Genomic DNA, 22,692 nt, shown 5'->3' with positions numbered 1-22,692 from the left:
GAACGATTGACGCTCACGTTGTCGCCGGGCACGAACCAGGCCAACCCCAAAACCAGCCCTGAAGATCATGGACATCGTCCATGTCGCTCATCAGGCCCTACATGCTCAGAAAAAACGTCGTCCTACACCTGGCTGAGGAGCCGGGCGGCCAGCCGGAGGGCCTGAGCTTCGACGGCACGACCGGTCACGGTTCGGACCAGCCGGGCGGCGAATCCGACTCGGATCCCGATGCCGACATGTCCGAGACGGGATCGGAGCAGGTGGTCGGTGATCCGGCATGGGCGCAGACGCGGGCGGACCTAACGGAACTGATCGAACTGTTCGGCGGGGTGATCTCGGCGAAGGACGAGGGTAACGCCGTGATGGCGCTGGGGTGCCTGGAGATGGCGATGGCGAAGGTCGCCTCGGCGCACCGTAACGCGCGGGCGGTGCTGACCGGCACCGACGCTGCCCCGGCCCGGGGCGGGACCGCCGCCCGTCCGGGCACCGGTGGCGGCGCGGGCGGCGGGGTACGGCCGGGCGCGCTACGGGACCGGGTACACGCGCACCTGACCGAGTACCCGGACAAGGACTTCACCCCGTACGAGATCGGCAAGGTGCTGGACGCCTCGTCCGGCGCGGTGGCCAACGCGTTGGACCGGCTCGTCAACCTCGGCCAGGCGACGCTGACCTGTGAGCGGCCCCGCCGGTTCGCCCTCACCCCCAACGCGTCCTGCGCCGACACGGCCAGCGACGCCTGAACGGGATGTGCGGGCGGGCCGTTTCCCCACCGGCCCGCCCGCCCGGCCCCGCGCATTGAGGGGCCGGACCGCACTCGCATCACAACCCCCTCCGTCTTCGCGTCTGTTTCGCTTGCCCACACCGCAGAAAGGCCCTGTCATGGCTCACGAAATCGAGATCTTCGCCAACGGTTCGGCCGGGTTCGCCGCCGCCGGGAAGCCCGGCTGGCACGGGCTCGGCTACACCGCGCCCGGCCCGATGACCGCCGAGGACCTGCTGGCCAACGCCCAGCTCGCCGGGTGGAACGTGCGCAAGGTGCCGGTCGGCCAGGTCACCGACCCGCTCACCGGCCAGCCGGTCACCACGGATGAGGACTTCCTGGTGGTGCGCACCAACCCGGTCACCGGGCAGCCCGAGCGGCTCGGCCGGGTCGGCCGGGAGTATGAGGTGCTGCAGAACGAGGAGGTGACCGCGTTCCTGCAGACCCTGGTGGATGAGTCCGGGGCGGTGTTCGACACCGGCGGGTCGCTGAACAACGGGCGGCGCATCTTCGTCACCATGCGGCTGCCCGAGCCGCTCATGGTCGGCGGGTTCGATCAGATCGACCTGTACCTGGCGGCGTTCTCCCGGCATGACGGGTGGGGGTCGTTCGTGACCGTGGCGACCCCGGTCCGGGTGGTGTGCGCCAACACCGAACGGGCCGCGCTGGCCAACCACGCCTCGAAGTTCACTGTCCGGCACACCGGCCGGATGGCCGGGCGCATCGCCGAGGCACGCGATGCGCTGAAGCTGACCTGGAAGCACGGCCAGGCGTTCGCCGCCGAAGCCGAAAAGCTCCACGCCACCCCGATGGACTTCGCCGAGTTCCGCCAGTTCACCAACGTGCTGTACCCGATCCCGGCGGGCGCGAAGGACCTGGCGCGCAAGAACCGCGAGCTGACCCTGCGCCAGCTGGAGCACCTGTTCGCCCAGGCGGCCACGCAAGAGCCGATCCGCAACACCCGCTGGGCCGCCTACAACGCGGTGACCGAGCGGCTGGACCACCGCAGCCCGGTGTTCGGCAGCCGTGACGTGGCGGCCGTGCGGGCGGAGCGGGCGCTGCTCGACGACCACGACCACGCCAAGATCAAGACCCGCGCGTTCCGGCTGCTGTCCACCGCCTGACACACCGCCCCGGGTATCCGGTACGGCCCGAGCGCGGGCCGTACCGGCCCCCACACCGCCACCCGGCACCGTGCCGGAGCCCGCCTCGGAAACCCGGCCGACGGTCCGTTGCCGCCCGGCCGAGACACCCCGCCCACATCCGTCATGAACCGAGCCTCGAAGGAGAGCGTCATGGGACGACTCGAAGACCTGGCCATCCACAACGCCAACGCCGCCCGCTGGGAACTCAACGAGGCGCTCACCCGCATCGCCTCCCTCGACGAGGAAGGCACCCTGCACGACAAGGATCTGGGCCGTATCGCCTACGCCTACCAGCGGCTGTCGTGGTGGCAGCAGGTCACCGACCTGACCCACGACAGCGAGGAACCCGTGGACGGCGGCACCGCGCTCCTGACCGTACGGCAACGGGCCCAGCAGTTTCTGATCGACGCGCGCCCCGCGACCAACGGCGGCTTGTTCGTCCTGGCCATGGCCGAGTCCCGCCGAGGCGGCGCACGGGCCTTCCTCGACGCGACCGAAAAGCTCGCCGAAGCACTCGCCCTCCCCACCGATCACGACACCCGGCCACACCACACCGCCATGCCGACCACCGCGACCGACTCGGGCTCGGTCGATGGACACCGGTCGTGACGCCGCGCTCGGCGGATGTGGTCTCAAGGCGCCAGCCGGGCGGTCACCCCGTGACCCCATCCCTCACCAGTCCCTGTCACTCAGCGAAAGGACGACACCCGATGAATGACCTATGCCCACCCAGCCCCCCGCCGCCCGGGGAGCCGAGCAGTATCACCCCCGCCTGGGACGTCAGCGCGCCCCCGGCCGAGCAGGTACGGCGCTCATGCGAGCAGCTGACCACGGAGAAGATCACCGCCGTCCGTCACGCCTTCTACACGGCGGCAGCACAGGCGATCTTCGCCCTGCAGAACGGGCAACGCCTCACCGGAGAGCAGTCGTTCGCCGCCGCCCACGCCCAAGCCTCACGCACCTGGTGGGACCTGGTCGATGAGGAGATCACTGGCAAAAGGCTGACCTGCGATCACGCGATGCGGCGGGTGCGCTCCTGGGCCCGCCATTACCTCACCGGCGAGCCTCCAGCTGCCCGCCCGGGCACGCTGTTCGATTACGCCCTCGCCCACGCGGCACGCATCGCCGCCCGCGACTTTCTCACCGACAGCGGCCACCTCCTCACCCAGCACCTCATCGATCAGGCCGCCACCCCGGCCACGGCCGCACCGGTGCACCACGACCGCCCTGCCCGCCTCGACGGTGGCGGGGCCATGACCGGCCAGCCGACCGCGCCAGCGCATCCCGGCGCTGGCAACACCCTCCAGAGGAAGGACACCCTGTCATGAACAGCCTCCAGCGGCATCTCACCACTGGCGCATCACCCGAGGAGATCCCCGCCTCAATGGGCGCGATCATCCAGCAGACCCAGCACAACTGGCAGCATCACCTCGACGACATCATCCGGCGGCTTGGCCGGGGCGAGCGGCTGCGCGCCGAGCAGATCTACGACACCCTGCACGCGCAGACCCTCAGGACGTGGTGGCGTCTGGTGGCCCGGCACATCGAGCACGCCGACGGCGGTGAGTTGAGTCCGGCCCAGTCCGTCGCCAGGTTCGTCTCCTGGATCTCCCCCTACCTCGACGATCCCACCTCGCCGGAGCAGAGCCAGGCCGTACGGGGGCGCGGGCAGGACGGCGAGCTGGAGCACGCCCTGGCGCACCTTAATCACAGCCTCGCCCTCGTTCGGCAGGGCGCCGCCCGCACCTTCCTCGCCCAAGCGGAGACACTCGCGCCGGCCTGCTGCGCCGAGCAGCCTGCGAGCGCTCCGGCCGGGCAGGAGGCCACGGCATGACCCACCCCCACCCCACCGGCAACCCCATGTCCACGCCACGCCCACCGGTCGCCCACAGGCCCGGATCGGACCGGGCGGATAGTACGGGCGTGGAGGTCTTTCAGATGCTCGGCTGGCGCTGGGACATCACCGAGGCCAAGAGGATCACCCAGGGCCGTGCCCCGGATGGGTGGATCGTGCCCCAGTCGTGGGCGGGCATGATTCAGCTGGTCGCCATTGACGCCGAGCACGCGGCCCAGGTGGATCTGTCCGAGCCGTTGATCATGGCCACGGTCCCGAACGGCGGCATGCTGATCATCGACGGCTGGCACCGCCTGTGCAAGGCCCTGACCCTCGGGGTTGAGGAGCTGTTCGCCGTGGTTCTCACAGGCGAGGAGGAGCTTGCCTGCCGGATCTTCGACGACAACGAGGAAGAAGCAGAGGTAGGGAAAGACATACCGGACGAGGTCATGTTCGGTAGCGCCTGATCCGGTGGCGTAGGGGGTGCGCCCCGTCCAGCACAGGCAAATTGCGCTGGCCGGGGCACACCTCCTTCGCCACCGGGTCTCATGACGTTAGCGGCTTATCGGCGCCCGATACACGAAGGTGCCCGCTTTGATCTGCGCAATGATCTTCTTCACGTCTTTTACTGGGCCCAACGGCGGGCTGGTGTTGACGGGTGAGGAGAGCGGGCTGAGGTGAGGGGCGGCCTTGCTCTCCCCGGGCCTGCGCTTGATCTCTTTGACGATGGGTTCCCCGCCGTCGGGCGCACCTACGGGGCGGGGATGGAGGGTGTGCCCGATAAGCCGGAGCACGGCCTCAATGGGCAGCAGGTAGTCGATGAGGCTGGTCTCGTCGTCGTCTGACAGGGTGAGGTCTTGGGGCCGGTTGCGGTTATGCAGATCGACTTGCCCCGCGTTGGCGAGGTGCTCGTAGAGCCGTCCTTCCAGCCACCCTGCCTCGCTGCTGTTGAGGGTTTCATCATCGTTGGATTCGTAGCGAATCAGCAAGGCCCGGTACCAGTGGTCGCGGTCCTTGAGCTGCTTGAGCACACGATGGCGAAGACCGGGGTGGGTGGCTTTGCCGACATAGGCTCCCCACCGCCCCTGCGAGTCGGGGCGGTCGAGCAGGATGTAAGCGCCGGGAACGTTCCAGCCGTACTCGAGGCGGTTGGCGTGGTCGCGGTCGAGCAGGAGCATGCCGGCGACCTTGTGCTTGGCGCGGATCTTGATCGGGTTGTTGAGGTCGTAGGAGAAGCTGACGACGAGCTGGGACGGGGCGAACCGCATCGCACACACCAGGCGTCTCCTTCACCTGCACAACCGCTACATGCCTTCCCGGACAGTATCGGCCATATAGCGGTATGTGACTGCTGGTTCGGGAGAGAAATGCGCAGCTCACCTACGAGTTGGCCGTCATAGCACCCGCCTGTACGAGGGGGCGTCCTGTGGCGGGTGCCTAATCCAAAGGCCCACCAAGGCGTGCGGGATGCCGGGGGCGGGCGAAGCCGACCAGGTCCTCACGCTGGTAAGAGCCTATCTGGACGACGGTGTGCCGGTTGGGGGCGTGGATCATCTGGCCGCCACCCCGGACGAGGCCGACGTGCCCGGGGCCGTCAGCTTCCATGCGGAAGAAGGCCAGATCGCCTGGTTGCTCGTGTCCGGCTGGGATGGGTGGTGCGTGTCTCCATTGGTCGGCGGCGACGCGGGGGATGGTGATGCCGGCTGCTTGGTAGGCGCGCATGGTCAGCCCGGAGCAGTCGAAGCTGTTCGGTCCTTCGGCGCCCCATAGGTACGGCTTGCCGAGCTGGGCGTGAGCGTAGGCGAGGACGGCGGCGGCCTGCTCGCCCGGGATGAGTGGGACGCAGGTTCCGGCGAGGGCGTCGACGGTGCGTTGGGCGAAGGGCTCCCATCGGGCATAGGCGTCGGGACGGCCGGAGCGTTGGACGGCTTGGGCGGCTCGGGTGAGCGGGAGTCGTTCCCAACTGGGCACCTTGACCAGATGCGCGTAGAAGGTGCTGATGGCGTATCGGGGATCGAGGATCTGCTCAGGAGTTCCCCAGCCTTGGGAGGAGCGTTGCTGGAACAGGCCCAGCGAATCGAGGTGGCCGTAGCGCAGGTTGCGCAGGTGGGACTCCTGCAGAGCGGTGGCGATCGCGATGACGGCGGCCCGTGCGGGTAGGCCGCGCTCTACGGCGACCTGGACGATGAGGGCGGCGTGAGCCTGCTGCTCGACGTCCAAGATCAAAGTGGCCGCGACCGGCTCGCCCGCCGTGCTGCTCATCGTCGCGGGCGTGATCGCGCAGGCCAGGCCGCTGGGTGTCCCGGAGCCGGTGAGGATGCTGGTGGCGGCCGCGATGAACGCACAGATGATGAGCAGCAGGAGGGCAGCGCCGGCCGCGGCGGCCTTCACCTGCCTGGCTCCTCCTCGTCGAAGATACGGTCCAGGAACTCCTCATCGTTGTCATCGGCGCTGGCCGGTTGCTCAGGGTTTTGGCCGAGGGTGAGGTGGGGCCAGCCCTGTTCGAGGTCGGCCAGCCGCATCCGTGTCTGCCCTGCCTCGGCTGGGGCGGGAAGCCAGACGGGACCGGCGGGGCCGTCGCGGTCGGTGGTATGGACGGCAGTGGCAACGGGGACGTCGCTCGCCGTGAGAAGTCTGCGCAGGTTGGCTTCGCGGGTGGGGTTGGGCAGCCAGAACAGGACCGGGGTGGTGATGCCGGTGGCTTCGGTGAGGTTGCGGTAATCGTGGAGCTTGTCGGCGACGCGTTTGAGGGTTTCGGTGCCGGTGTCGTGTTCGAGGAAGAAGTCGATCTGATGGCTGTTCTCCGACCAGAACCCGTAGGCGTCCGGGCGGGCCAGGTCGCTCCATTGCATGGCGCACTGTCTTTCTGACAACCAGGCTTTCAAGGTGGCGTGCGGGGTGCGGCGGGCGCGGCTGTGCAGGTGGGAGAAGAAGTCGTTGACACCGACCTGATGGTTGAGTCGTGAGGAGACGGCCACCGGGATGTCGGGGTTGTAGCCGAGTTCCTTGAGGCTGATGCCTTGGCGGGCGGCCAGGGCGGCGGCTCCGGCTTTGCCGAGGGCCCAGTGGATGGGGGCCGAGCCCGCGCCGTATCCGGCCCAGGGCCGGAAGCGGGTGACGGCGTTGAGCTCGAACAGGATGGTCATGCGGGCGCGGGTGGCTTGAGCGATGGTGAAGAACATGCGCTGCAGCTGATGGGTGGTCAGGACGCGGTGGCGGTGCAGGTGGTCGAGGATCTGGTAGTCGCGCTCGGTCAATCGCGCGGAGAGCATCATCAACGCGGTGTGATCGAGCCGGGGCTGGGCTGCCGGGATGGGCTGGATCGTGAACCGGGGCAGCTTGCGCGCTGCCGCTCGGCGGGTGGCGGGCTGCTTGGCCGGCTGGCAGGTGCACGAGCAACCGCAGGGCTTGTCGGACATGGTGAACCTCCGTGACGTGGTCGGGCCAGGGCGCGGGTCGGTCAGTGACGGGTGGAGGAGGTTGCGCCGGGCTCGCCTTCGCGAGAGGCGTGGCCGGATGCTCTGATTGCGGCCGATTCGGGCGCCTGGCCTGCTCGCCGGGCAACCGCCGGTCCGGTGAACCGCTGGCGAGATGCCTGGCGGATCTCCTCTGCGCGGCCATCGACTGCGGCGGGCAGGGGTCGGGTACGCAGGGTGAAGGCGGAGGTCTGCTGGCCGTCGATGATGAGGCGGGCGGCGGCCTGGTAAGCGCCGAGATGGGTGAGGTCGTGCGGGCCGATCAGCGGCCCGGTGTGGTGCTTCACCTCGCCGGCGTCTTTGGGCGAGGCGTTGAAGTAAATCTTGTTGCGAGCGTCGGCGGACAGGGCTTCGCGCAGGTCAGTCGGAAGCTGGTCCAGATGCTGATGAGCGAGCACCAGGGACAGGCGGTAGCCGCGCGCCTCGGCCAGCACGTCGTTGATGTGGCCGGGCAAGTTCAGGAAGTTATGGCACTCGTCGATCACGAGTGAGGCGTCCGGCCGGTCGGACTCGGTCAGAGTGGAGCGGCGGGTGGCGGCTTGCCAGGTGTGGGCGAGCAGGATGGAGCCGAACAGCCGGGCGGCGTCGTCACCCAAGATGCCCTTGGGCAGCCGGGCCAGGACCAGCCCGCCTCGATCGAGAAGCCGACCGATCGGCACGGTGGTATCCGGGCTGGCCAGAGCTTGCCGGACGAACGGGCGGAGCAAGACAGCGCGCAGCTTGTTCATCACCGGGCCGATGACGGTCGCTTGCCCGGCTGGGGTGAGGGCTTCGTAGGAATCCCAGAAGCCGGCCAGCAGTTCATCGCGCAGCTCGGCCGTGGTCCGGGCACGGAAGGCCGCATCGGTCAGCAGCCGGGGCACGTCGGCCAGGGTTGCCTTGCGGCCCAGGACGCTGGTCAGGGTGAGGCAGGTGGAGCGCAGCAGGTCATCGACACGTGGTCCCCAGGCGGTGGAGAAGCAGCGGTGGAAGATGGTGACGACGGAGTCGACGGCGAAGGCGGGGTCGTGCCCGGCGAGGATGTTGATCGACGGCGGCGGGGCCGGGTCCTGCGGGTCGAACACCACCGTCTTGCCGACGGCGCGCTGCGGGAGCCGGTTGAGGATGTCGGTGACCAGGTCGCCCTTCGGGTCGATGACCAGCGCGCCTCGGCCTGCGGCTGCGTCGGTGAGGATGAGGTTGGCGAGCAGGGTGGATTTGCCGACGCCGGTGCCGCCGAGGACGTGGGTGTGGTGGCGTGCGTCGGCCACGGGTAGCGCTATGGGGCGTGGGGGGCCGCTGTCGGCGTCGCCCAGGATGCGGGCGTTTCCGCCCTGCGTGGTGCGCGGTACGGCGGGGGACGGCGCTATCGGGCGGGCTCCGGCGCGGGTGATGCTGGGGGCGTCGATGTCCCAGGGCAGGTGGGCGAGTGCGGCCAGCTCGGCCACCGACAGCAGGTAGCCGGAGTCGAGGCGGCGCGAGCTGACCACGCGTCGGGCGTGCCAGAGGCGGGTTCGGCGCAGGTACTGGTGGCTTGCGGTGTAGAGGGCGAAGACGCTGGCCAGGGTGTGCGCGTGGCCGCGTAGCCAGCCACGGGCCAGCTCGGCAGGCTCCTGGCGGACCGGCGTCGTGAAGATGGGTTGGTGGCTGGTGGCGACGGCGTAGCGGATGGCTACGGTGTAGCGGGGCTGGCCTGCCTTGGCGAGGATGGCGCGGACTTGTTCGGCACGTTCGGGGAAGTCGCGGGCCAGGTCGCTGGGCCGGTGGTGGTCGCGGGAGTCCGGCAGGGGGAGTAGCTCGTCGCAGACGCGGCCGAACAGGCGGCGGCTTCCTCCTCCGCGCAGATGAGCGGCGGCTCGGTAGGCGTGGCGCAAGCGCCTACCGGTGGTGGGGCGGGCCAAGACCTGCACGACGGCGTGCTCGCCCTCGCGGAGTCCGCCCATAACCTCCAGCAGCGAGCGGACGGGGTCGTGGTCGTGGTCGGTCTTGAGCGGAAGGTGCTCGGGCGCGGCCAGCACCAGCCATCCGCCCGCGACCTCGGTGTCTGCCAGCAGGGGCGAGGTGGCGGGGCTGGTCGTGGTGGTGGCGCCGGGCCAGGCGGCGTGGATGGCCTTCTGCACGATGCCGGGTGGGATGGTGCCGGGCACCCATAGGCGGATGCGGACGCCTGCGTCGCTGCCGCAGTACTCCCACACCAGGTGCGGCTGGCCGACAAAGGTGCGTTTCCATGCGGGGCGGAGCAGGCCGACTAGCTGTCGCCACAGCACCAGCGCGCCCTCGGGATCGCTGCGGGGTGGGCTGGAGATTTCGATCAGCCGGGCTTCGGGGGTCATGTCGGCGTGATGGAGCCAGCCGAGCAGGTAGCGTACGGCGGCCGTCACCGTCCAGACGGCGATGAGGGCCAGGGCGAGGCGGGGGCCGTAGGTGAGGGCGAGGTCGGGCAGGCGGGCGGGCAGCTCGGCCAGGAAGTCCAGGACGGTCTGCACGTCCTGGTCGTCGATGCCGCAGAGCAGGCACGGCCCATCCTGGCGGGCCGATGGGGCGTTGATCATAGCGGGTCGCCTTCCTCGTCCTGGTTGTCAATGGCGGTCCCGGTGGAGCCGGGCGGGCTTGGCGGTTGAGCTGCCTGTGCTGGTAGCGGGCGGTGTTGATCGTGCAGGTCGAGTTCGGCGAGGACCTTCGGATCGGTCGTGGCCAGCGCCGCCTCCGCAGGTGAAGCGACAACGGTCATGGCTGCTCGGCTCACCGGGCCGGCGACCAAGAGGGCTTCGCCGCGTTCGGCGGTGAGCAGGAACTGGCGTTCGCCGTCGGTCAGATCAAAGGCGTCGCCGACCACACCGATAGCCTGCGGAGCTTGGCGGAGCAGGACCTGGCTCGCGGCGTTGGCCACGATCGCCTGGCCCAGCTCAGAGCCGAGTAGATCGGCGGCGTCCTGGGTGACGACGGCGAGACCGGCCCAGTGCTTGCGCGCGGCCTTGGCCATCCGGAACAGGAAGCGGGCGCCCTCGGGTTCCTTCATCAGCAGCCAGGCTTCGTCGACGACGACCAGGCGCTTCTTGCGGTCGCGGGGGTTGGCCACGCGCCGCCAGATCGCGTCGAGGGCGAGCAGGGTGCCGACGGCTTTCATCTCCTCGGGCAGGTCCCGCAGGCAGAAGACGGTCAGATGCCCGGCTGGGTGGGTGGTGGTGGGGCCGTCGAACAGCTCCCGGTAGGAGCCGGTCACGTACGGGGCGAGCTGCGCGGCCAGCTCGGCACCCGCCTGCCCTCCCGACTCCTTTCTGGTAAGCGTGGCGACCAGATCGGCGAGCAGCGGCGCAGGCTGGGTCCAGGTGGCGGGGTCGCGGGTGATCCCGGCGGCCTGGTAGGTGGCGATGATCGCCGAGTCCAGGGCCGCCCGCGCCTGAGCGGTGAGCTGCGTGCCGCCGAGCATGGTGGCGATCAGGGTCTGCAGGAACATGGCACGCCGGGACAGCACGTCGTTCTGGGGGCCGTGGTTGGCGGGCAGGTCGAAGGGGTTCCACCGCACCCCGGCGGCGCCGAGACGCAGGCAGGTGCCGCCGACAGCATGCGCCAGGCGCCCATACTCGTCTTCGGGATCGACGACGGCGACCTCAACGCCCTGATACAGCAGGCGCAGGGCTTCTAGCTTGGTGAAGAAGCTCTTGCCCGCGCCGGATCGTGCGAGGACGACGGAGTTGTGGTTGTCCTGGGCGTAGCGGTCCCAGACGACGACGCCGGTACTGGTGGCGTTCAGTCCGTACAGCACTGAGGTCTCGCCGCTTGGTGGGGCGAGGTCGGGTGAGGTGAACGGGAAGGCCGCGGCCAGCGCGGTGGTGTCGAACGTCCGCGTCGCGCCCAGGGAGTCGACGCCGAGCGGCAGGCTGGTCGTCCAGCCTTGCAGGGCGCGAAACGTCGCCGGTTGCGCATCCAGCAGCAGCGACGAGGCCAGCGCCCGGGCCCGCTCCACCTCGGCGGCCAGTTCCGGCTCGGAAGGAGCATGGATGGTGAGGTAGAGGCCGACCTTGAACAGCCGGCCGTGGCCTCGGGCGAGGCTGTCGGCCAGGGTGGTGGCGTCGTCGGCGGCGGCTTCGGCGGCGAAGTCGGCGAGCCTGCCATGCTGGGCGTCGGAGCGGCTGGCCGATTCCAGGCGGGCGAGCTGGCGGCGCAGCCGCATCGCGGCGACCTGCTGCGGGATCGGCTCGATGTGCAGGGAGACGTCGAGGTGGCCGGGGTAGGTGAGCAAGGGTTCGAGCCATCCCGCACCGACCTCGCGCGGGTAGCCGGTGATGGTGAACGACGCGCAGATGGCGCTGGGCAAGGTCAGAGTTCGGATGCCGACGTGCGCCGACCCTGGATGGGCGAGGGCACTGGATTGATGGTCGCGGCGGCGTAGCTTCACGGCGTACTCCCCGTGGTTGAGGTGATCAGCTCGTCGGGCAGGGCCTGGCCGGCGGGGTGTTGGCTGCCAGGGTCGAGGCATTCGGCCAGCGCCTGGCTGGCTTGGCCGGCGTCGAGCACCCGAGTGGCGATGCCGAGCGCCGCCAGGCTGCGTTCGGCGTCGGCGGCGCGCCGCAGGACGACGCTGGCGCTGGCGTCCCGGCGTACCGAGCGGCGTCCCTGGGTGCTGGGCGGGTGGTCGCGGAGCACGATGAGTACCTGCCGGGCCAGCAGCTCGTGCGGGCTGTTCAGCTCGGCCAGATACTCGGCGTGCTCGCGGGCGGCGTTGGCCAGCGCGGGGTGTGGCAGCTCCTGTGCTTGCTGCTGGACGGTCGCGACCAGGTCGGACAGGTCGGCGGGGCGAGCCCGGGCGAGGATCTGCACGGGTGCTTCGAGCGAGTTCAGCCACCGGCCGAACACCCCGACCAGGGCCGCCTGCTCGCTGGTGGTGCGCAGGTGGAAGGACAGGGTGCTGGTCTCGACGAGGACGGCAACGCCGCCGTCGGCGAGCTCGAGGGCGCCGTCGGTGCGGATCGCCCGGACCGGCAGGCGCAGCGGAGCGGGCAGCTTGCCGCGCAACCGGCACCACCGGGGCGGTTCGACGACACCCTCGGGCGCGGACACCAGCCGTTTGCGGGCGCGTGCGTGGAGCAGGGCGGCCAGGGCGAGGCGGTCCAGGGTGAGCCCGTCACGGCGGCCGAGCGCGATGGCCAGGCCGAGCGCCGCGAGCGGCAGCACGATGGCGGCCAGGATGACGACGGGCAGGAGATGGTGGAACAGGTAGTAGATAGCGGCGGCGACACCGCCGGTCAGGGCGATGATCGTGATCTGGCGAAAGGTCAGCCCGTAGGCGATCTTGTCAGGGCGGTTGAGGTCGGCGGGAATGTTCGTGGTCAGTGGATCGGGCTCGTTCACTGGCCACCTCTCCGGCGGCGCGGCGGATCAAGATGGAGCTGGAGTTGCCGGGGCCGGGGCGGCCGGGTGGGCATGCCGGGCAGCATCGGCTGGGTCCAGGGCGGTTTCGGGCGGATCCACGGGCCGCTCGGTGGTGCCGCAGAGGGCGGTGTGGGCGGGCGGGGCACGCGGGTGACCGGAAACGGCAGGGCCATTTGACGTCCCCGCGCGGTGGCCGATGCTGTCCGCCGCGATCCCGCGCTCGTTGCCGTGGCCGGGAGGTTGAGGGGTAGCTGAAGCTGCTGGTGGCCGCGCTGTCCCGGCGAGGTGGGCGTGTTCACGGGTGGTGCTCCTTGGCTGGGCGTGGGTCCGCTCCTGGACTGCGCTGCTGGTGGTCCGGGGCGCGGCCGGGTAGGGCGGCGTCGGCTCCCGCCTGCGGGACCCGGCGGCCGACGACGCGTGACCGACGTACGTGTGCCGACGCGGGCAGCTCTGCCGCCCTTGGCCAGGGCGGTTCTGGCCAGGCCGAGGGTCTTGTAGACGATCAGCCCCTTGACCAGGCGGGTCAGCAGCTGGGGCTGGGCGGGCTGCCAGACGGAGCGGGCCACCCAGCCGGGAATCTTGATCAGCAGGAACAGCAGGCCGATCAGCACCAGGGTGTCGATCGCCCGCATGACGATCGGCTTCACTGCCGCCAGTACCAGCTGGTCGGGGCCGGTGGTGAAGGCGTCGGCGGCGTCGGTGAAGTACACCTTGAACGCCAGAATCAGCACCAGCGCCTGCAGCACCTGCATGACCAGGACGCCGGTGAAGGCACGCCACCACAGCCGGGCGATGTGCTCGGTCTGCGGCAGCGCGTGACACAGCAGCGCAAGCGGCGCCGCGATCATCAGGAACAGCAGCAGCGCGATCCGCACGACCGCGATGAAGGCCAGGATGAGACCCATCACCACCGCGATCGCGACCATCCAGATAAAGAACATCTGCGGAGCCGCCAGCTGCCCGACCGGGTTGGCGAGCTTGTTGGCGATCAGGTCACCGGCCCGCCGCCCGTCGACACCGTCCCCGAGCAGCGCGGCGACCAGGCCGTTGGCCAGCTCGACGGCGTACTGGCAGACGGTGAGCGAGAAGTTGAGCCCGATGGCGGCAACGACCACGCGGGGTGCGACCTCGGCCGCGGTGGTGGAGGTCTGCACGCTCCCGTACGCCATCACGATCACGCCACCAGCCAGCACGAACAGCGCCAGCAGCGCGTTGGCCACCACCCGCACGTGCGCGGACAGCTCCTGCACCCGCTGCACCATGTCCGGCGGCGGCGAGGACAGCAGCAGCGTGCCCATGGTCTGGAAGGCGGGCTGGATCGCCTCGGTCACGATCGACCCGAACCAGCCGTTCAACGCACGGTTGATCTTGCAGCCGAAGTCCAGCCACCCGCACTCCTCCGCCCCGCCGTCCGGTTGCGGCGCCGGCTCGGTGGCGGGCGGCTGCTCCGAGGCCGGAGCGGTGGGTCCGGTGCTCGGGTGCGGGTGCGGCGGCGGCGGCGTGAGCATCGGCCCCGTCGACATGGACGGCGTCGAGGTAGGAGCAGGTATGGCGGGCGGCGTGGGCCGGAAGTTCGACGTGGGCGAGGGTGCTGACGGCGGGTCCGGTTCGGCGGCGGCTTGGATGGCGGTGACAGTGAGCGTGATCGCGACGATGGTGAGGATCTGCGCCAAGCGGCGCGGGACGGGCCGGAGCATGTTCGCCGTGGGTGGGCGAGGCGGCGGGTGGCGGGTCACGGTCAAGCTCCGACGATGCCCTTGAGTACGCTGACCAGCAGCGGCGCCAGGACCGCGATGCCGTAGCCGAGGGCGGCGTAGCGCAGGGTCTTTTTGGCCGCCTCGACCTCGCCCGGGTCGCCGCCGGCCAGGATGTAGCGCACCCCGCCCACCGTGAGGAACAGGGTGGCCAGGGCGACCAGCAGGCCGACGATGACGTTGCGCAGGTTGTCGATCACCGCATTCAGCGAGGCCGGCGCAGCCACGACATGGCCCGTGACAGGAACAGAGACCTCGGCCAAGGCGGAGCTTGCGGCGGCGTGGGCGAGGGCGTATTCGAGCAGGGTGCCCAGGACGATGCCGCCGAGGGTGATCAGGGCGACGAGTGCGATCTTGAGGCTGTGGGCTTGGGACGATGCGGTGGTGCGGCGCTGGCGGGATGTCATGTGCTGCCTCCAGGCAGTGGCAGGTGCAGGTCGGATGACGGCGGGTGGTGAGGACGGCGCGGAGGTGCCGGCCCGATCACGGGACCGGGTGGGCGTCCTCCTTCAGCGGGTGCTGGATGGGCTGGACCGGGTGACAGGGACCGGTGAACAGGTACGGGTCTCGCTGCCGGGCCGGGCGCCCTCCGCGCTGCCTTCTCACCGGGTAAAAGACCTGGGTGAAAGGCCGAGTTAGGACATGAGGGCCAGCGGATTTTGCGGAGCCTTTGCTGGCTGCTCGCCGCTGACCGCGAGTGCGATCGCTACAGGCTGCTGGACAGGTCGCCGCGCTGGAGCGCCTGACGAAGGGCGGTTTCGGCGCGCTGCCGGCGCTTGAGCGCGGTGCAGTAGAGCAGGCCACGGCGGCGGCAGTAGGCGCTGAGCGGAACACCGTCCAGCCGGGTGGCGCCGATCAGCTCCGCCTCCAGGCCGGAGATGATCCCTTCAGCGACGGCTTGGGCCAGGAGCACGTCGGGGTGGCCGGCCGGGTAGGTGAGCGTCTGCTGGCTGCTGTCGGTGCGGTCGGACAGGTCGGGGTCGGCCAGCAGGCCCGGCTGATCGGTGGCGTGAGCGCGAAGGACGGCGATGCGGGTCAGCCGTGACAGCCGCAGCAGCGGATGTGACCAGGAGAGATTCACCCGGAGAAGGGCCTGCATGTAAGCCGTCAGCACGTCGGCTTCCAGGTCTTCTCGGTCGATCCGCTCGGCAGGGATCGTGTCGGCGAGGGCGGTGATGAGGCGGCGCAGCATCGGGATCGCCATGGTGACGGCGGCAACCATCCACGCTCCTCGGTGGTCGCGTGCTTGGCCGATCAGGTGCCGCCACACGTGGTCACGGGTGACGCGGGAGCAGGACGGGTGCAGCAGCATCTCGCGCAGCTCACTGAGCGGGATCGGCCGGGCCGGAAGCCCGTATCCGAGCTGTGCGCCGTCCACCGACAGCGGTTCAGGACCGCGCATGAGAAGGGTGAAGGCGCGCTCGGCCACATCCAGCGGCAGCGACCCGCCCAGTCCCCGGCAGTCGCCGAGCCCCTCGTCGGTGGGGGCAATCTCCACGTCGAGGTCTGCGGTAGACAACGCTTCGGCGGAGGTCAGGCGGGTCGTGGCCGAGCCGTCCAGGTCGGTGCGGCCGGCGGGTGGGCTTGTGACGGTCGAGTTGGTGGTGGCGTCCGTGGAGAGCTGGACCGAAGAGTGAGACATGGCGACGCTCCGAAAGGCGTGGTCGGTTCGGACGTCGCCATGTCGCCAGAGAGCCCGGGCAGGAACCGGACACAAAATGATCAGTCATCGGGCACGGCAAAGATCCCACCGCCATTGGATAACGCGCCGGAACCATGGATGACCTGCGAAAACGCCGAGAAGTACGGAATGTGTCCGGCAGGAGATACGAAGGCGCGAGCAGCCGCGCGCTCCCGAGAATGCCCTTCTGGCCTGCGGTGATGAGGCGTGGCCGGAAGTCCTGGGTCAAGCTTGCGTCAAGCGATGGATCCGAGCCTGGAGCCTGGCGGTTGGAACCGCTTCGGCAAGGCTGGGCCCGCAGGCGCGTTCGTTCACACGTCCTGGCCTGGGCCGCGCGGACCGCTGGGAAGCGTTCCTGGTGCGCTGGTGCGTCGCATGCGGGCCTCGGCCCGAACGCTGGCGATCAAGGCTGAGACGGCGTCGGCGGAACGGCGGGCCGCCAGGTCGCGGACCTCCTGGGTCGGGTCGCGATCATCGATGATGAAGAGCGTGCCGTCGTCGGTGGCGTGGGTTCGGATCCGCCAGCCGAGGCGGCGTCCTGCCGCCCGTGCGGCTCGGCGAACGTCGGCGGGCTCGCCCATTTCCGCGGCCGTTTGCTGGGTGAGGATGAGCTGGCCGTAGAAGCCTCGGTACTCCGGCTTGAGACTGTCGGACATCATCGCCCTGATCTGATCGACGAGCTTGGCGAAGCGGCGTTCGGCCAGTTCATCCTTCTGACTCGGCATGTAGACCGCCTCCGCTCACCCTCTGGGTGTGTCCTCCTACAGGGTAGGTCGCACCGGCCGGCGGAGGTGGCCACCCGTACGGGGTCGATGACGGATCTTGCTCGGAACGTGTACGGAAACGCTGTGACCTGCAAAAACGACCATCGTGGGAGTGGTTGCGTTCGAGGGGCGCAGGCCCTGCGTGCCGACCTCGACGGTCTCGTGAGCGGCCGCAGCGCAGCCTGCCCACAGCCTGTGGATGAAAAGCTGGGAGTCGCCGATCGGCGGAGTCCGGGTGGGATGCGGCTGGTGGTCTTGCCGAATCTTTGCTGGACGGCCTGTCCTAACTCGGGTCGTGCGGCAGGTATTTGGAACAGTGACAGGGTTCGGTGGCCGGCACTTCGGGCCACACCCACATGACCGAACACACGACGCCTACCTCAACTGCTTTCACATGCACATCCACCAGCGCCTGTACCGCTACCGGGCCCACTACGACCATCACAGCCGAACCCGATACTCAGCCCGGCGACGCTTCTCTCCGGCCGGATCGCCATTCGGGCCGGGGGCATCTGCCGCTGTCGGTATGGGCGGTGGCATCCGACGCCGAATCACCCGCCATCTGCCCGGCGGGATGCTGCCATCCGATCAGTGGCCCGCTGGCCCGTCACCTGGTCGCGGCGTGCACGCGGCTGGGCGAGACCGTGGTCCACCTCGGCGCGAGCGATCATCAGCTCGTCTCGGCTGCGCTGACGGCAGGCTGCCTGCCGGTGGCCGTCTTCGCTGACGCCGTTCGGGCGGGCGTGTCCTGGACCTGCCTGGCCCGCACCCACGCCAACGACGACCTGGAGGTCACCGAGCTGCGCATCACCGATCCTGACGAGGACTCCTCGCTGCTGGCTGATCTCGCAGGCAGCGCTGGATTGGTCGTCGTCGAGCAGACCTGCCAGCGCGACTTCATCGGCCGCCCTGATGTGGAAGGCGAGGTGTTCGACCTTGCTGGTGCGGCGAGGCTGGTCAAGCCGGGTGGGCATCTAGTGGTGGTCACTGGGCTGCGTCGGGAAGGCGGTGTGGTCGACCCAGTACCGGAGATCGTCGTCCGTGCTCGCGACGCAGGGCTGGTGTATCTGCAGCACATCGTGGCCCTGCGGCATCCTGTGCGCGGAGAGAGAATCGACACGGATCATTCCCGCCGTACCGCGGCCGCGATCGGGGACCTGCCGGAATGCGCCGGGCTGCCGGCGAGCAGTCGCGCGCACAGCGACGTACTGATCTTCACCGGACGCAGGCCATCACCGTCTTGCGACACGGCCATGCCTTCCAGCGGCGACTCGAGCACGCCGGCCGGAGCCGGCTCCATCGAGTGGGATGGGGGCGAGGCCTGATGTCCAAGGTGACGACGTCGGTGTGGGCGACGGGACAGCGACCGTCGCGGGTACAGCGCAAGGGCCGGTACGTGCCAGAGTCGATGCGGCATCCGGGCAAGATGCTGCCCTCGATCGCGGCCCGGGTGATCGAGACTTACACCGAGCCAGGGGAGCTGGTGGTCGATCCGATGTGCGGGATCGGTACCACCCTTGTCGAGGCCGCTCATCTCGGCAGGCACGCCGCAGGTGTGGAGTACGAGGAGAGATGGGCGCGCCTGGCGGTCGCCAATCTCGGTCACGCCCGCCAGCAGGGAGCGCCCGGCTTCGGGCGCGTGATGGCCGGCGACTCCCGGCACATCGCTCGGCTACTGCCCGACCTACTCGGGCGGGCAGCGCTGGTGCTCACCTCACCCCCGTACGGGGCCGCCACGCACGGGCACATCCGCTCCACCCGCGACACCGGTGAGCCAGGTGTACGCAAGTGGAACCAGCGCTACTCGTCCGACCGCGACAACCTCGCCCACCAGCAGCTCCCGCACCTGTTGGAGGGGTTCGGCCGCATCCTGGTCGGCTGCGTGGAGCTGCTGCGGCCGGGCGGCGTGGTGGCGATCACGGTACGGCCGTACCGGGTGCGAGGCGAGCTGATCGACTTGCCCGGTCACGTCCACCAGCTGGCCGAGAAGGCCGGGCTGGTGTTCGCCGATCGGATCGTGTGCCTGCTGTGCGGGCTCGGCGACGGCCACCTTCTCAACCGGGCATCATTCTTCCAGCTGCACGAGGCGCGCAAGGGATGGGCGCGCGGGGTGCCCATCCATGCCATCGCGCACGAGGACCTCCTTGTGCTCCAACGACCGCAGACGCCGTCCGACGCCGAGCCTCGCGCTGCTCTCGCCACCGTCCGCGAGCTGGAGTAGCAACACGCCCCCTGGCTCCCGGCTCCGCACAGGGCCGGGCGCTGGGGCGCGGCCTGAACCTACGGATTTCGCTTGACGCGGGCCATGGAGGTGGGCGTCGATACCGCCCGCCACCCATCCGCCCGTACCGGACCCCGGTCAGGGGCTATGGCCGCCCGTCGATGAACGGCCGGTCACACCCGCCCCTGGAGACCGGACAGGGCGGATCGGGGGCGTAGCGCCCACCACAGCCCGCCGGGAACGCGCGGCCCGAAAGGGCCGCATGGCCTGTTCATCAACGCTCACGGAGGTGACGCATGACCAGCAGCACAACCTCAGCCAGCCACCCGGCGCAGCAGGCAGCGCCCGAGGTGATCAGCCTGCTCGCGGCCGGACGGCTGCTCGGCCTAGGCCGCACTACGACCTACCGCCTGGCCCGCGCGGGGCAGTTCCCGTGCCGGGTACTGCGGATCGGCGGCCGGTACGCGGTGCCGGTGCGCGGGCTGCGGGCGCTACTCGACCATCCCAGCACGGACGGCACGATCAGCCGCCCGGCCAGCGAGGAAGGATGACCATGATGGCGAAGGATCCGCGCACGACCGGCAGAGAGCCCGGCGTCGCCAAGGGCACCACGTTCAAGAGCTGCACCTGTAAGGACCCCGCCACCGGAAAGCGGCTCGGCAAGAGCTGCCCGAAGCTGCGCCGCCCGCACGGTGACGGTGGAGCCCGGTGGAACACCACGCACGGCACCTGGGGCTACCAGCTGGAGCTGCCCCCGCACGCGGACGGCAAGCGACGTAACCCGCTGCGGCGTAGCGGGTTCGCCACCCTGGAGGATGCCGCGGCCGAACTGGACCATGCCCGCGGCCTGCTCGCGCTCGACACCGACCCGGTCGTCCGGCGGCAGATCACCAAGCTGATGCTGTCGATGCTCAAGGACACCAAGAGCCTGCCCGACACCGAGGAGGTGCGGCGTAAGGTCCGCACCCGCCAGGACCTGAACCGGCACATCACCGTGGCCGAGTGGCTGGAGGAGTTCCTCAAGCGCAAGCGTGCGATCGAGGAGACCACCAAGCGCTCCTACGCCTCCCACGTCCGGCTCTATTTGAAGCCGTATCTAGGGGACATCCGGCTGGACCGGCTGCGCGTCTCCGACATCGCAGGCATGTTCGACGCGATCGAGGAGTTCAACGACATCATCGCCACCGAACGCGCCAGCGGCGACCCGTCCCGGGTGGCCTCAGTCCGCTACCGCCGCCCGGTCGGCCCGACCACCCTGCACCGCATCCGAGCGACCTTGCGGCACGCGCTGAACATCGCAATCTGCCAAGACCGGCTGCTGGACTTCAACCCCGCTGCCGTTGTCGAGCTGGCCCCCGCCGTCCGGCCCAAGCCGGTCATCTGGACCGAAGAGAAGGTCGCCCAGTGGCGCAAAGACCACGCCGGGCACGTGGATCGGCTCAAGCGGGCCCGCGAAGGCAAGCGGGTCGACCCGATCGCCGCCTACATCGGCACGGTGCGTCCGTCGCCAGTGATGGTGTGGAGTCCCGAGCAGACCTCGGAGTTTCTCGCCTACGCCCGCCGGGATCGGCTGTTCGCCCTGTACCGGCTGATCGCAGTACGTGGCCTGCGGCGCGGTGAAGGAGTCGGCGTGCGCTGGCCGGACGTCATCTTCGAGAAGGGACGGATCGGCGTGCACTGGCAGATCACCCAGCTCGGCTGGGACCCGATCCAGGGAACTCCGAAGACCGACGCCAGCGATCGGGAGATCGCGGTGGATGCCGAGACGATGGCGATCCTGAAGGAGCACAAGAGGTGCCAGACCCGGGAGCGGCTGGCCGCGGGCGAGGACTGGGTCGACTCAGGCTTCGTCTTCACCGATGAAATGGGGCGTCCGCTGCATCCGCAGCACGTGACCGACCGTTTCTACTGGCTGTGCTACGAGGCGGGCCTGCCACCGATCCGGCTCCATGACCTCAGGCACGGCGCGGCCACCGCGATGCTCGCGGCCGGGGTCGACATCAAGATCGTGCAAGAGACGCTCGGGCACACGTCCTCGGCGTTCACCCGCGACACCTACACCAGCGTCTACCCAGAAGCGGCGGCTGCGGCGGCCGAGGCGACCGCTGCTCTTCTCACAGCCCCTGCCGTGCCCGCGCCTGGGCGGGTGCCGCCCCAGCCAGGCATCGCCCGGCCCGGAACGAGAGGTCAGGGGAAGGCAGGCGGGTCAGTGATCCCGATGCCGCCCAGGTAGTCGTTCGTGGGGGCGGTCCTCGCATCGCGGCCCTGGGTTTCCGCGATTGTCCCTAACGCGAGGGACCGCCCCCCGGCGATGATCAGACATCCAGCGAGACGCCGTGATCATCGCCGCGTGGGTGACCGACCGGGGAATGTAGAGCACCGGCCTGCCACCAGGTTGTGGGAACGCGTTGAGCGGGACTATGCGGTGTTGGGGGATGTTGCGGCCAGGACGTAGCGGATGCGCTCGGCTGCCGTGGCGAGGTGGGCGACCTCGGTGATGGGTTCGTTCCAGGACCAGCAGAACAGCCATTGATCGTGCTTCTGCGCGACGGAGATGGTTTCCGTCAGGGTGGTGGCTTTGGGGTTGATCACGCGCAGGCGCGGTAGCCGGTCGTCCTGGGTGAGCAGGCGGGCGTGCAGGCCGAGGCTTTGCAGCGCCTGCTGCAGCTCGTTGAGGTGGGTGGCGGCTTCGGCGGTCACGGCAGGGGCGATGGGGTCGGACATGGCTGACTCCGGTAGGTGGTGGATGGCTGCGGGGCAGGGGGAGGGACTGCTGTCTACGGGGTGGGTGGGGAGGGCGGTCGCGGGGGTTCGGGGCGGGTGCGGTTGGCGACTCGCCGTGCCAGGTAGACGTTCCGTAGGGTGGTCACGAGTCAGGTGATCAGCAGGCCCACGACCAGAGCCTGGCTGATCGGCTTGGTCACACTGGCGGGGGCCAGCAAGGCGAAGGTGAGGAAGCCGGCGGTCAACAGCAGAGCCAACGCACTGATCATCTTGTGGCGAGACACGACGGGTGCTCCATTCATGGGGGACGTAGTAGTCGGGTGGCCAGGGCGTGTGGGTGTTGCGGGGCTCGGGCAGGCTGTGCTCGAAGCTGCTGCCGTGGCGGTTTCGGCCATGTCGCGGTGCCGATACTCGGTGAGATCCGAGGCAGCTTCGGCTGTCGAGGAGTTCGGACGTACGAGGCGGTGGCGGGATCGGTCGGAGGAAGGCGCCGCCGCGCCTGCCTATGCTCGGGTGCTGCGCAGCACCTTGGTCTGGCGTGTCCAGGCACAGCACGGTGGGGGCGTGCCGCGTGTGGCCTAACGGACGAGTCATGCAGGCTCCCGCATCTCCATGATCTGCTGGGACGTCTTGTTGTGCTGGTGCTCGACCCACCACAAGCGCCGGTCGGCCTCGGCTCGGGCGTCCCACCCGGCAGGTGCGCCCTGCTTGGGAGGGCGGACCTGTGCGGGGCGAGCACGCCCGATCCAGGTGTAACCGGCACTGTTGCCGTTCGCCCAGATCGTGTAGTCGCCGCCTGCGATGGTCTCGGCGTTCAGAACGATCGTGCGGTGCGTTTCGAGCAGTCGAACCACGATCACGTCGGCGTGGCACCGTGTACACGTGCTCGGGCCGGTAAAGGTCACAGCCGGCCTCCCGTGCCGACAGTGTGCGGTTCTGGAATGAACAAAGTGATCACTTTCAGTGGCGCGGCGGCGGAAG

At 69.6% G+C, this 22,692-nt stretch carries 23 protein-coding genes; 10 read left to right on the top strand and 13 right to left on the bottom strand.

Annotated elements, in window-relative coordinates; all coding sequences use genetic code 11:
• The first annotated feature begins 80 nt into the window (after positions 1–80).
• The 6 genes from ACTWQA_RS39275 (at position 81) to ACTWQA_RS39250 (ending at position 4,206) form a co-directional block, all read left to right on the top strand.
• Positions 81–740, top strand: coding sequence for a hypothetical protein (locus ACTWQA_RS39275; protein ID WP_443164008.1), 660 nt, complete (start codon positions 81–83; stop codon positions 738–740).
• Between the two features lie 139 nt (positions 741–879).
• Positions 880–1,884: a DUF932 domain-containing protein gene (locus ACTWQA_RS39270; protein WP_443164007.1), complete on the top strand. Its 1,005-nt coding sequence runs from the start codon at positions 880–882 to the stop codon at positions 1,882–1,884.
• A 171-nt stretch (positions 1,885–2,055) separates the two neighbouring features.
• A complete protein-coding gene (locus ACTWQA_RS39265; RefSeq protein ID WP_443164006.1) occupies positions 2,056–2,514 on the top strand; it encodes a hypothetical protein in 459 nt (152 codons plus the stop codon).
• 101 nt (positions 2,515–2,615) lie between these two features.
• Positions 2,616–3,233: a hypothetical protein gene (locus tag ACTWQA_RS39260; protein WP_443164005.1), complete on the top strand. Its 618-nt coding sequence runs from the start codon at positions 2,616–2,618 to the stop codon at positions 3,231–3,233.
• Positions 3,230–3,739, top strand: a complete 510-nt coding sequence (locus tag ACTWQA_RS39255; protein ID WP_443164004.1) for a hypothetical protein — start codon at positions 3,230–3,232, stop codon at positions 3,737–3,739. The genes ACTWQA_RS39260 and ACTWQA_RS39255 overlap by 4 nt, the downstream gene beginning before the upstream one ends.
• Entirely contained in the window at positions 3,736–4,206 is a 471-nt protein-coding gene (locus ACTWQA_RS39250; protein WP_443164003.1) for a hypothetical protein, read from the top strand. Before ACTWQA_RS39255 ends, ACTWQA_RS39250 begins: the two co-directional genes overlap by 4 nt.
• Positions 4,207–4,293: 87 nt before the next feature.
• On the opposite strand, the gene ACTWQA_RS39245 is transcribed toward ACTWQA_RS39250, so the two are convergent.
• The 10 genes from ACTWQA_RS39245 to ACTWQA_RS39200 all read right to left on the bottom strand — a co-directional run bounded on the left by ACTWQA_RS39245 (position 4,294) and on the right by ACTWQA_RS39200 (position 16,727).
• Positions 4,294–5,007, bottom strand: coding sequence for a hypothetical protein (locus ACTWQA_RS39245; protein ID WP_443164002.1), 714 nt, complete (start codon positions 5,005–5,007; stop codon positions 4,294–4,296).
• 169 nt (positions 5,008–5,176) lie between these two features.
• On the bottom strand, positions 5,177–6,130 hold the full coding sequence (locus tag ACTWQA_RS39240; protein WP_443164001.1) for a C40 family peptidase: 954 nt from the start codon (positions 6,128–6,130) through the stop codon (positions 5,177–5,179).
• Positions 6,127–7,158, bottom strand: a complete 1,032-nt coding sequence (locus ACTWQA_RS39235) for a replication-relaxation family protein (RefSeq protein WP_443164000.1) — start codon at positions 7,156–7,158, stop codon at positions 6,127–6,129. Before ACTWQA_RS39235 ends, ACTWQA_RS39240 begins: the two co-directional genes overlap by 4 nt.
• A 41-nt stretch (positions 7,159–7,199) precedes the next feature.
• Positions 7,200–9,746 carry a type IV secretory system conjugative DNA transfer family protein gene (locus ACTWQA_RS39230; RefSeq protein ID WP_443163999.1) on the bottom strand — a complete coding sequence of 849 codons (2,547 nt, stop codon included), beginning with the start codon at positions 9,744–9,746 and terminating at the stop codon, positions 7,200–7,202.
• Positions 9,743–11,593, bottom strand: coding sequence for a VirB4 family type IV secretion system protein (locus tag ACTWQA_RS39225; RefSeq protein WP_443163998.1), 1,851 nt, complete (start codon positions 11,591–11,593; stop codon positions 9,743–9,745). The genes ACTWQA_RS39230 and ACTWQA_RS39225 overlap by 4 nt, the downstream gene beginning before the upstream one ends.
• A complete protein-coding gene (locus ACTWQA_RS39220) occupies positions 11,590–12,546 on the bottom strand; it encodes a PrgI family protein (RefSeq protein ID WP_443163997.1) in 957 nt (318 codons plus the stop codon). The genes ACTWQA_RS39225 and ACTWQA_RS39220 overlap by 4 nt, the downstream gene beginning before the upstream one ends.
• The gene (locus ACTWQA_RS39215; RefSeq protein ID WP_443163996.1) at positions 12,543–14,309 is read right to left on the bottom strand and encodes a hypothetical protein; all 1,767 of its coding nucleotides are present in this window, start codon (positions 14,307–14,309) and stop codon (positions 12,543–12,545) included. The genes ACTWQA_RS39220 and ACTWQA_RS39215 overlap by 4 nt, the downstream gene beginning before the upstream one ends.
• Positions 14,306–14,728, bottom strand: a complete 423-nt coding sequence (locus ACTWQA_RS39210; protein ID WP_443163995.1) for a pilin — start codon at positions 14,726–14,728, stop codon at positions 14,306–14,308. Before ACTWQA_RS39210 ends, ACTWQA_RS39215 begins: the two co-directional genes overlap by 4 nt.
• Positions 14,729–15,027: 299 nt before the next feature.
• Positions 15,028–15,963: a hypothetical protein gene (locus ACTWQA_RS39205; protein WP_443163994.1), complete on the bottom strand. Its 936-nt coding sequence runs from the start codon at positions 15,961–15,963 to the stop codon at positions 15,028–15,030.
• Positions 15,964–16,313: 350 nt separating this feature from the next.
• Positions 16,314–16,727 carry a hypothetical protein gene (locus ACTWQA_RS39200; RefSeq protein WP_443163993.1) on the bottom strand — a complete coding sequence of 138 codons (414 nt, stop codon included), beginning with the start codon at positions 16,725–16,727 and terminating at the stop codon, positions 16,314–16,316.
• Positions 16,728–17,299: 572 nt separating this feature from the next.
• Between ACTWQA_RS39200 and ACTWQA_RS39195 the strand changes: the two genes are divergently transcribed.
• The 4 genes from ACTWQA_RS39195 to ACTWQA_RS39180 all read left to right on the top strand — a co-directional run bounded on the left by ACTWQA_RS39195 (position 17,300) and on the right by ACTWQA_RS39180 (position 21,220).
• Positions 17,300–18,091 carry a hypothetical protein gene (locus ACTWQA_RS39195; RefSeq protein WP_443163992.1) on the top strand — a complete coding sequence of 264 codons (792 nt, stop codon included), beginning with the start codon at positions 17,300–17,302 and terminating at the stop codon, positions 18,089–18,091.
• Entirely contained in the window at positions 18,091–18,987 is an 897-nt protein-coding gene (locus ACTWQA_RS39190) for a TRM11 family SAM-dependent methyltransferase (protein WP_443163991.1), read from the top strand. The genes ACTWQA_RS39195 and ACTWQA_RS39190 overlap by 1 nt, the downstream gene beginning before the upstream one ends.
• A gap of 296 nt (positions 18,988–19,283) precedes the next feature.
• The gene (locus tag ACTWQA_RS39185) at positions 19,284–19,538 is read left to right on the top strand and encodes a helix-turn-helix domain-containing protein (RefSeq protein ID WP_443163990.1); all 255 of its coding nucleotides are present in this window, start codon (positions 19,284–19,286) and stop codon (positions 19,536–19,538) included.
• 2 nt (positions 19,539–19,540) lie between these two features.
• The gene (locus ACTWQA_RS39180) at positions 19,541–21,220 is read left to right on the top strand and encodes a tyrosine-type recombinase/integrase (RefSeq protein WP_443163989.1); all 1,680 of its coding nucleotides are present in this window, start codon (positions 19,541–19,543) and stop codon (positions 21,218–21,220) included.
• A gap of 185 nt (positions 21,221–21,405) precedes the next feature.
• Here ACTWQA_RS39180 and ACTWQA_RS39175 read toward each other — a convergent pair whose 3' ends face one another.
• From ACTWQA_RS39175 to ACTWQA_RS39165, 3 genes are all read right to left on the bottom strand, one after another.
• Positions 21,406–21,711 (bottom strand): hypothetical protein, encoded by a 306-nt coding sequence (locus ACTWQA_RS39175; RefSeq protein ID WP_443163988.1) that lies wholly within the window; start codon positions 21,709–21,711, stop codon positions 21,406–21,408.
• 149 nt (positions 21,712–21,860) lie between these two features.
• Positions 21,861–21,995, bottom strand: a complete 135-nt coding sequence (locus ACTWQA_RS39170; RefSeq protein ID WP_443163987.1) for a hypothetical protein — start codon at positions 21,993–21,995, stop codon at positions 21,861–21,863.
• Positions 21,996–22,301: 306 nt separating this feature from the next.
• Entirely contained in the window at positions 22,302–22,571 is a 270-nt protein-coding gene (locus ACTWQA_RS39165) for a hypothetical protein (RefSeq protein WP_443163986.1), read from the bottom strand.
• Between the last annotated feature and the right edge of the window lie 121 nt (positions 22,572–22,692).

Origin of the sequence: Nonomuraea sp. 10N515B (genome assembly GCF_052245915.1) — a bacterium.
Taxonomy (GTDB): Bacteria; Actinomycetota; Actinomycetes; order Streptosporangiales; family Streptosporangiaceae; genus Nonomuraea.
The sequence above is the reverse complement of the archived record's forward strand: the minus strand, read 5'-3'. Positions and strand labels throughout refer to the sequence as shown.

Excerpts from the sequence above, each read along its gene's own strand:
- ACTWQA_RS39275 (WP_443164008.1), top strand. The coding sequence starts at position 81 with ATGTCGCTCATCAGGCCCTACATGCTCAGAAAAAACGTCGTCCTACAC.
- ACTWQA_RS39270 (WP_443164007.1), top strand. The coding sequence starts at position 880 with ATGGCTCACGAAATCGAGATCTTCGCCAACGGTTCGGCCGGGTTCGCC.
- ACTWQA_RS39265 (WP_443164006.1), top strand. The coding sequence starts at position 2,056 with ATGGGACGACTCGAAGACCTGGCCATCCACAACGCCAACGCCGCCCGC.
- ACTWQA_RS39260 (WP_443164005.1), top strand. The coding sequence starts at position 2,616 with ATGAATGACCTATGCCCACCCAGCCCCCCGCCGCCCGGGGAGCCGAGC.
- ACTWQA_RS39255 (WP_443164004.1), top strand. The coding sequence starts at position 3,230 with ATGAACAGCCTCCAGCGGCATCTCACCACTGGCGCATCACCCGAGGAG.
- ACTWQA_RS39250 (WP_443164003.1), top strand. The coding sequence starts at position 3,736 with ATGACCCACCCCCACCCCACCGGCAACCCCATGTCCACGCCACGCCCA.
- ACTWQA_RS39245 (WP_443164002.1), bottom strand. The coding sequence starts at position 5,007 with ATGCGGTTCGCCCCGTCCCAGCTCGTCGTCAGCTTCTCCTACGACCTC.
- ACTWQA_RS39235 (WP_443164000.1), bottom strand. The coding sequence starts at position 7,158 with ATGTCCGACAAGCCCTGCGGTTGCTCGTGCACCTGCCAGCCGGCCAAG.
- ACTWQA_RS39230 (WP_443163999.1), bottom strand. The coding sequence starts at position 9,746 with ATGATCAACGCCCCATCGGCCCGCCAGGATGGGCCGTGCCTGCTCTGC.
- ACTWQA_RS39210 (WP_443163995.1), bottom strand. The coding sequence starts at position 14,728 with ATGACATCCCGCCAGCGCCGCACCACCGCATCGTCCCAAGCCCACAGC.
- ACTWQA_RS39205 (WP_443163994.1), bottom strand. The coding sequence starts at position 15,963 with ATGTCTCACTCTTCGGTCCAGCTCTCCACGGACGCCACCACCAACTCG.
- ACTWQA_RS39200 (WP_443163993.1), bottom strand. The coding sequence starts at position 16,727 with ATGCCGAGTCAGAAGGATGAACTGGCCGAACGCCGCTTCGCCAAGCTC.
- ACTWQA_RS39190 (WP_443163991.1), top strand. The coding sequence starts at position 18,091 with ATGTCCAAGGTGACGACGTCGGTGTGGGCGACGGGACAGCGACCGTCG.
- ACTWQA_RS39185 (WP_443163990.1), top strand. The coding sequence starts at position 19,284 with ATGACCAGCAGCACAACCTCAGCCAGCCACCCGGCGCAGCAGGCAGCG.
- ACTWQA_RS39180 (WP_443163989.1), top strand. The coding sequence starts at position 19,541 with ATGATGGCGAAGGATCCGCGCACGACCGGCAGAGAGCCCGGCGTCGCC.
- ACTWQA_RS39175 (WP_443163988.1), bottom strand. The coding sequence starts at position 21,711 with ATGTCCGACCCCATCGCCCCTGCCGTGACCGCCGAAGCCGCCACCCAC.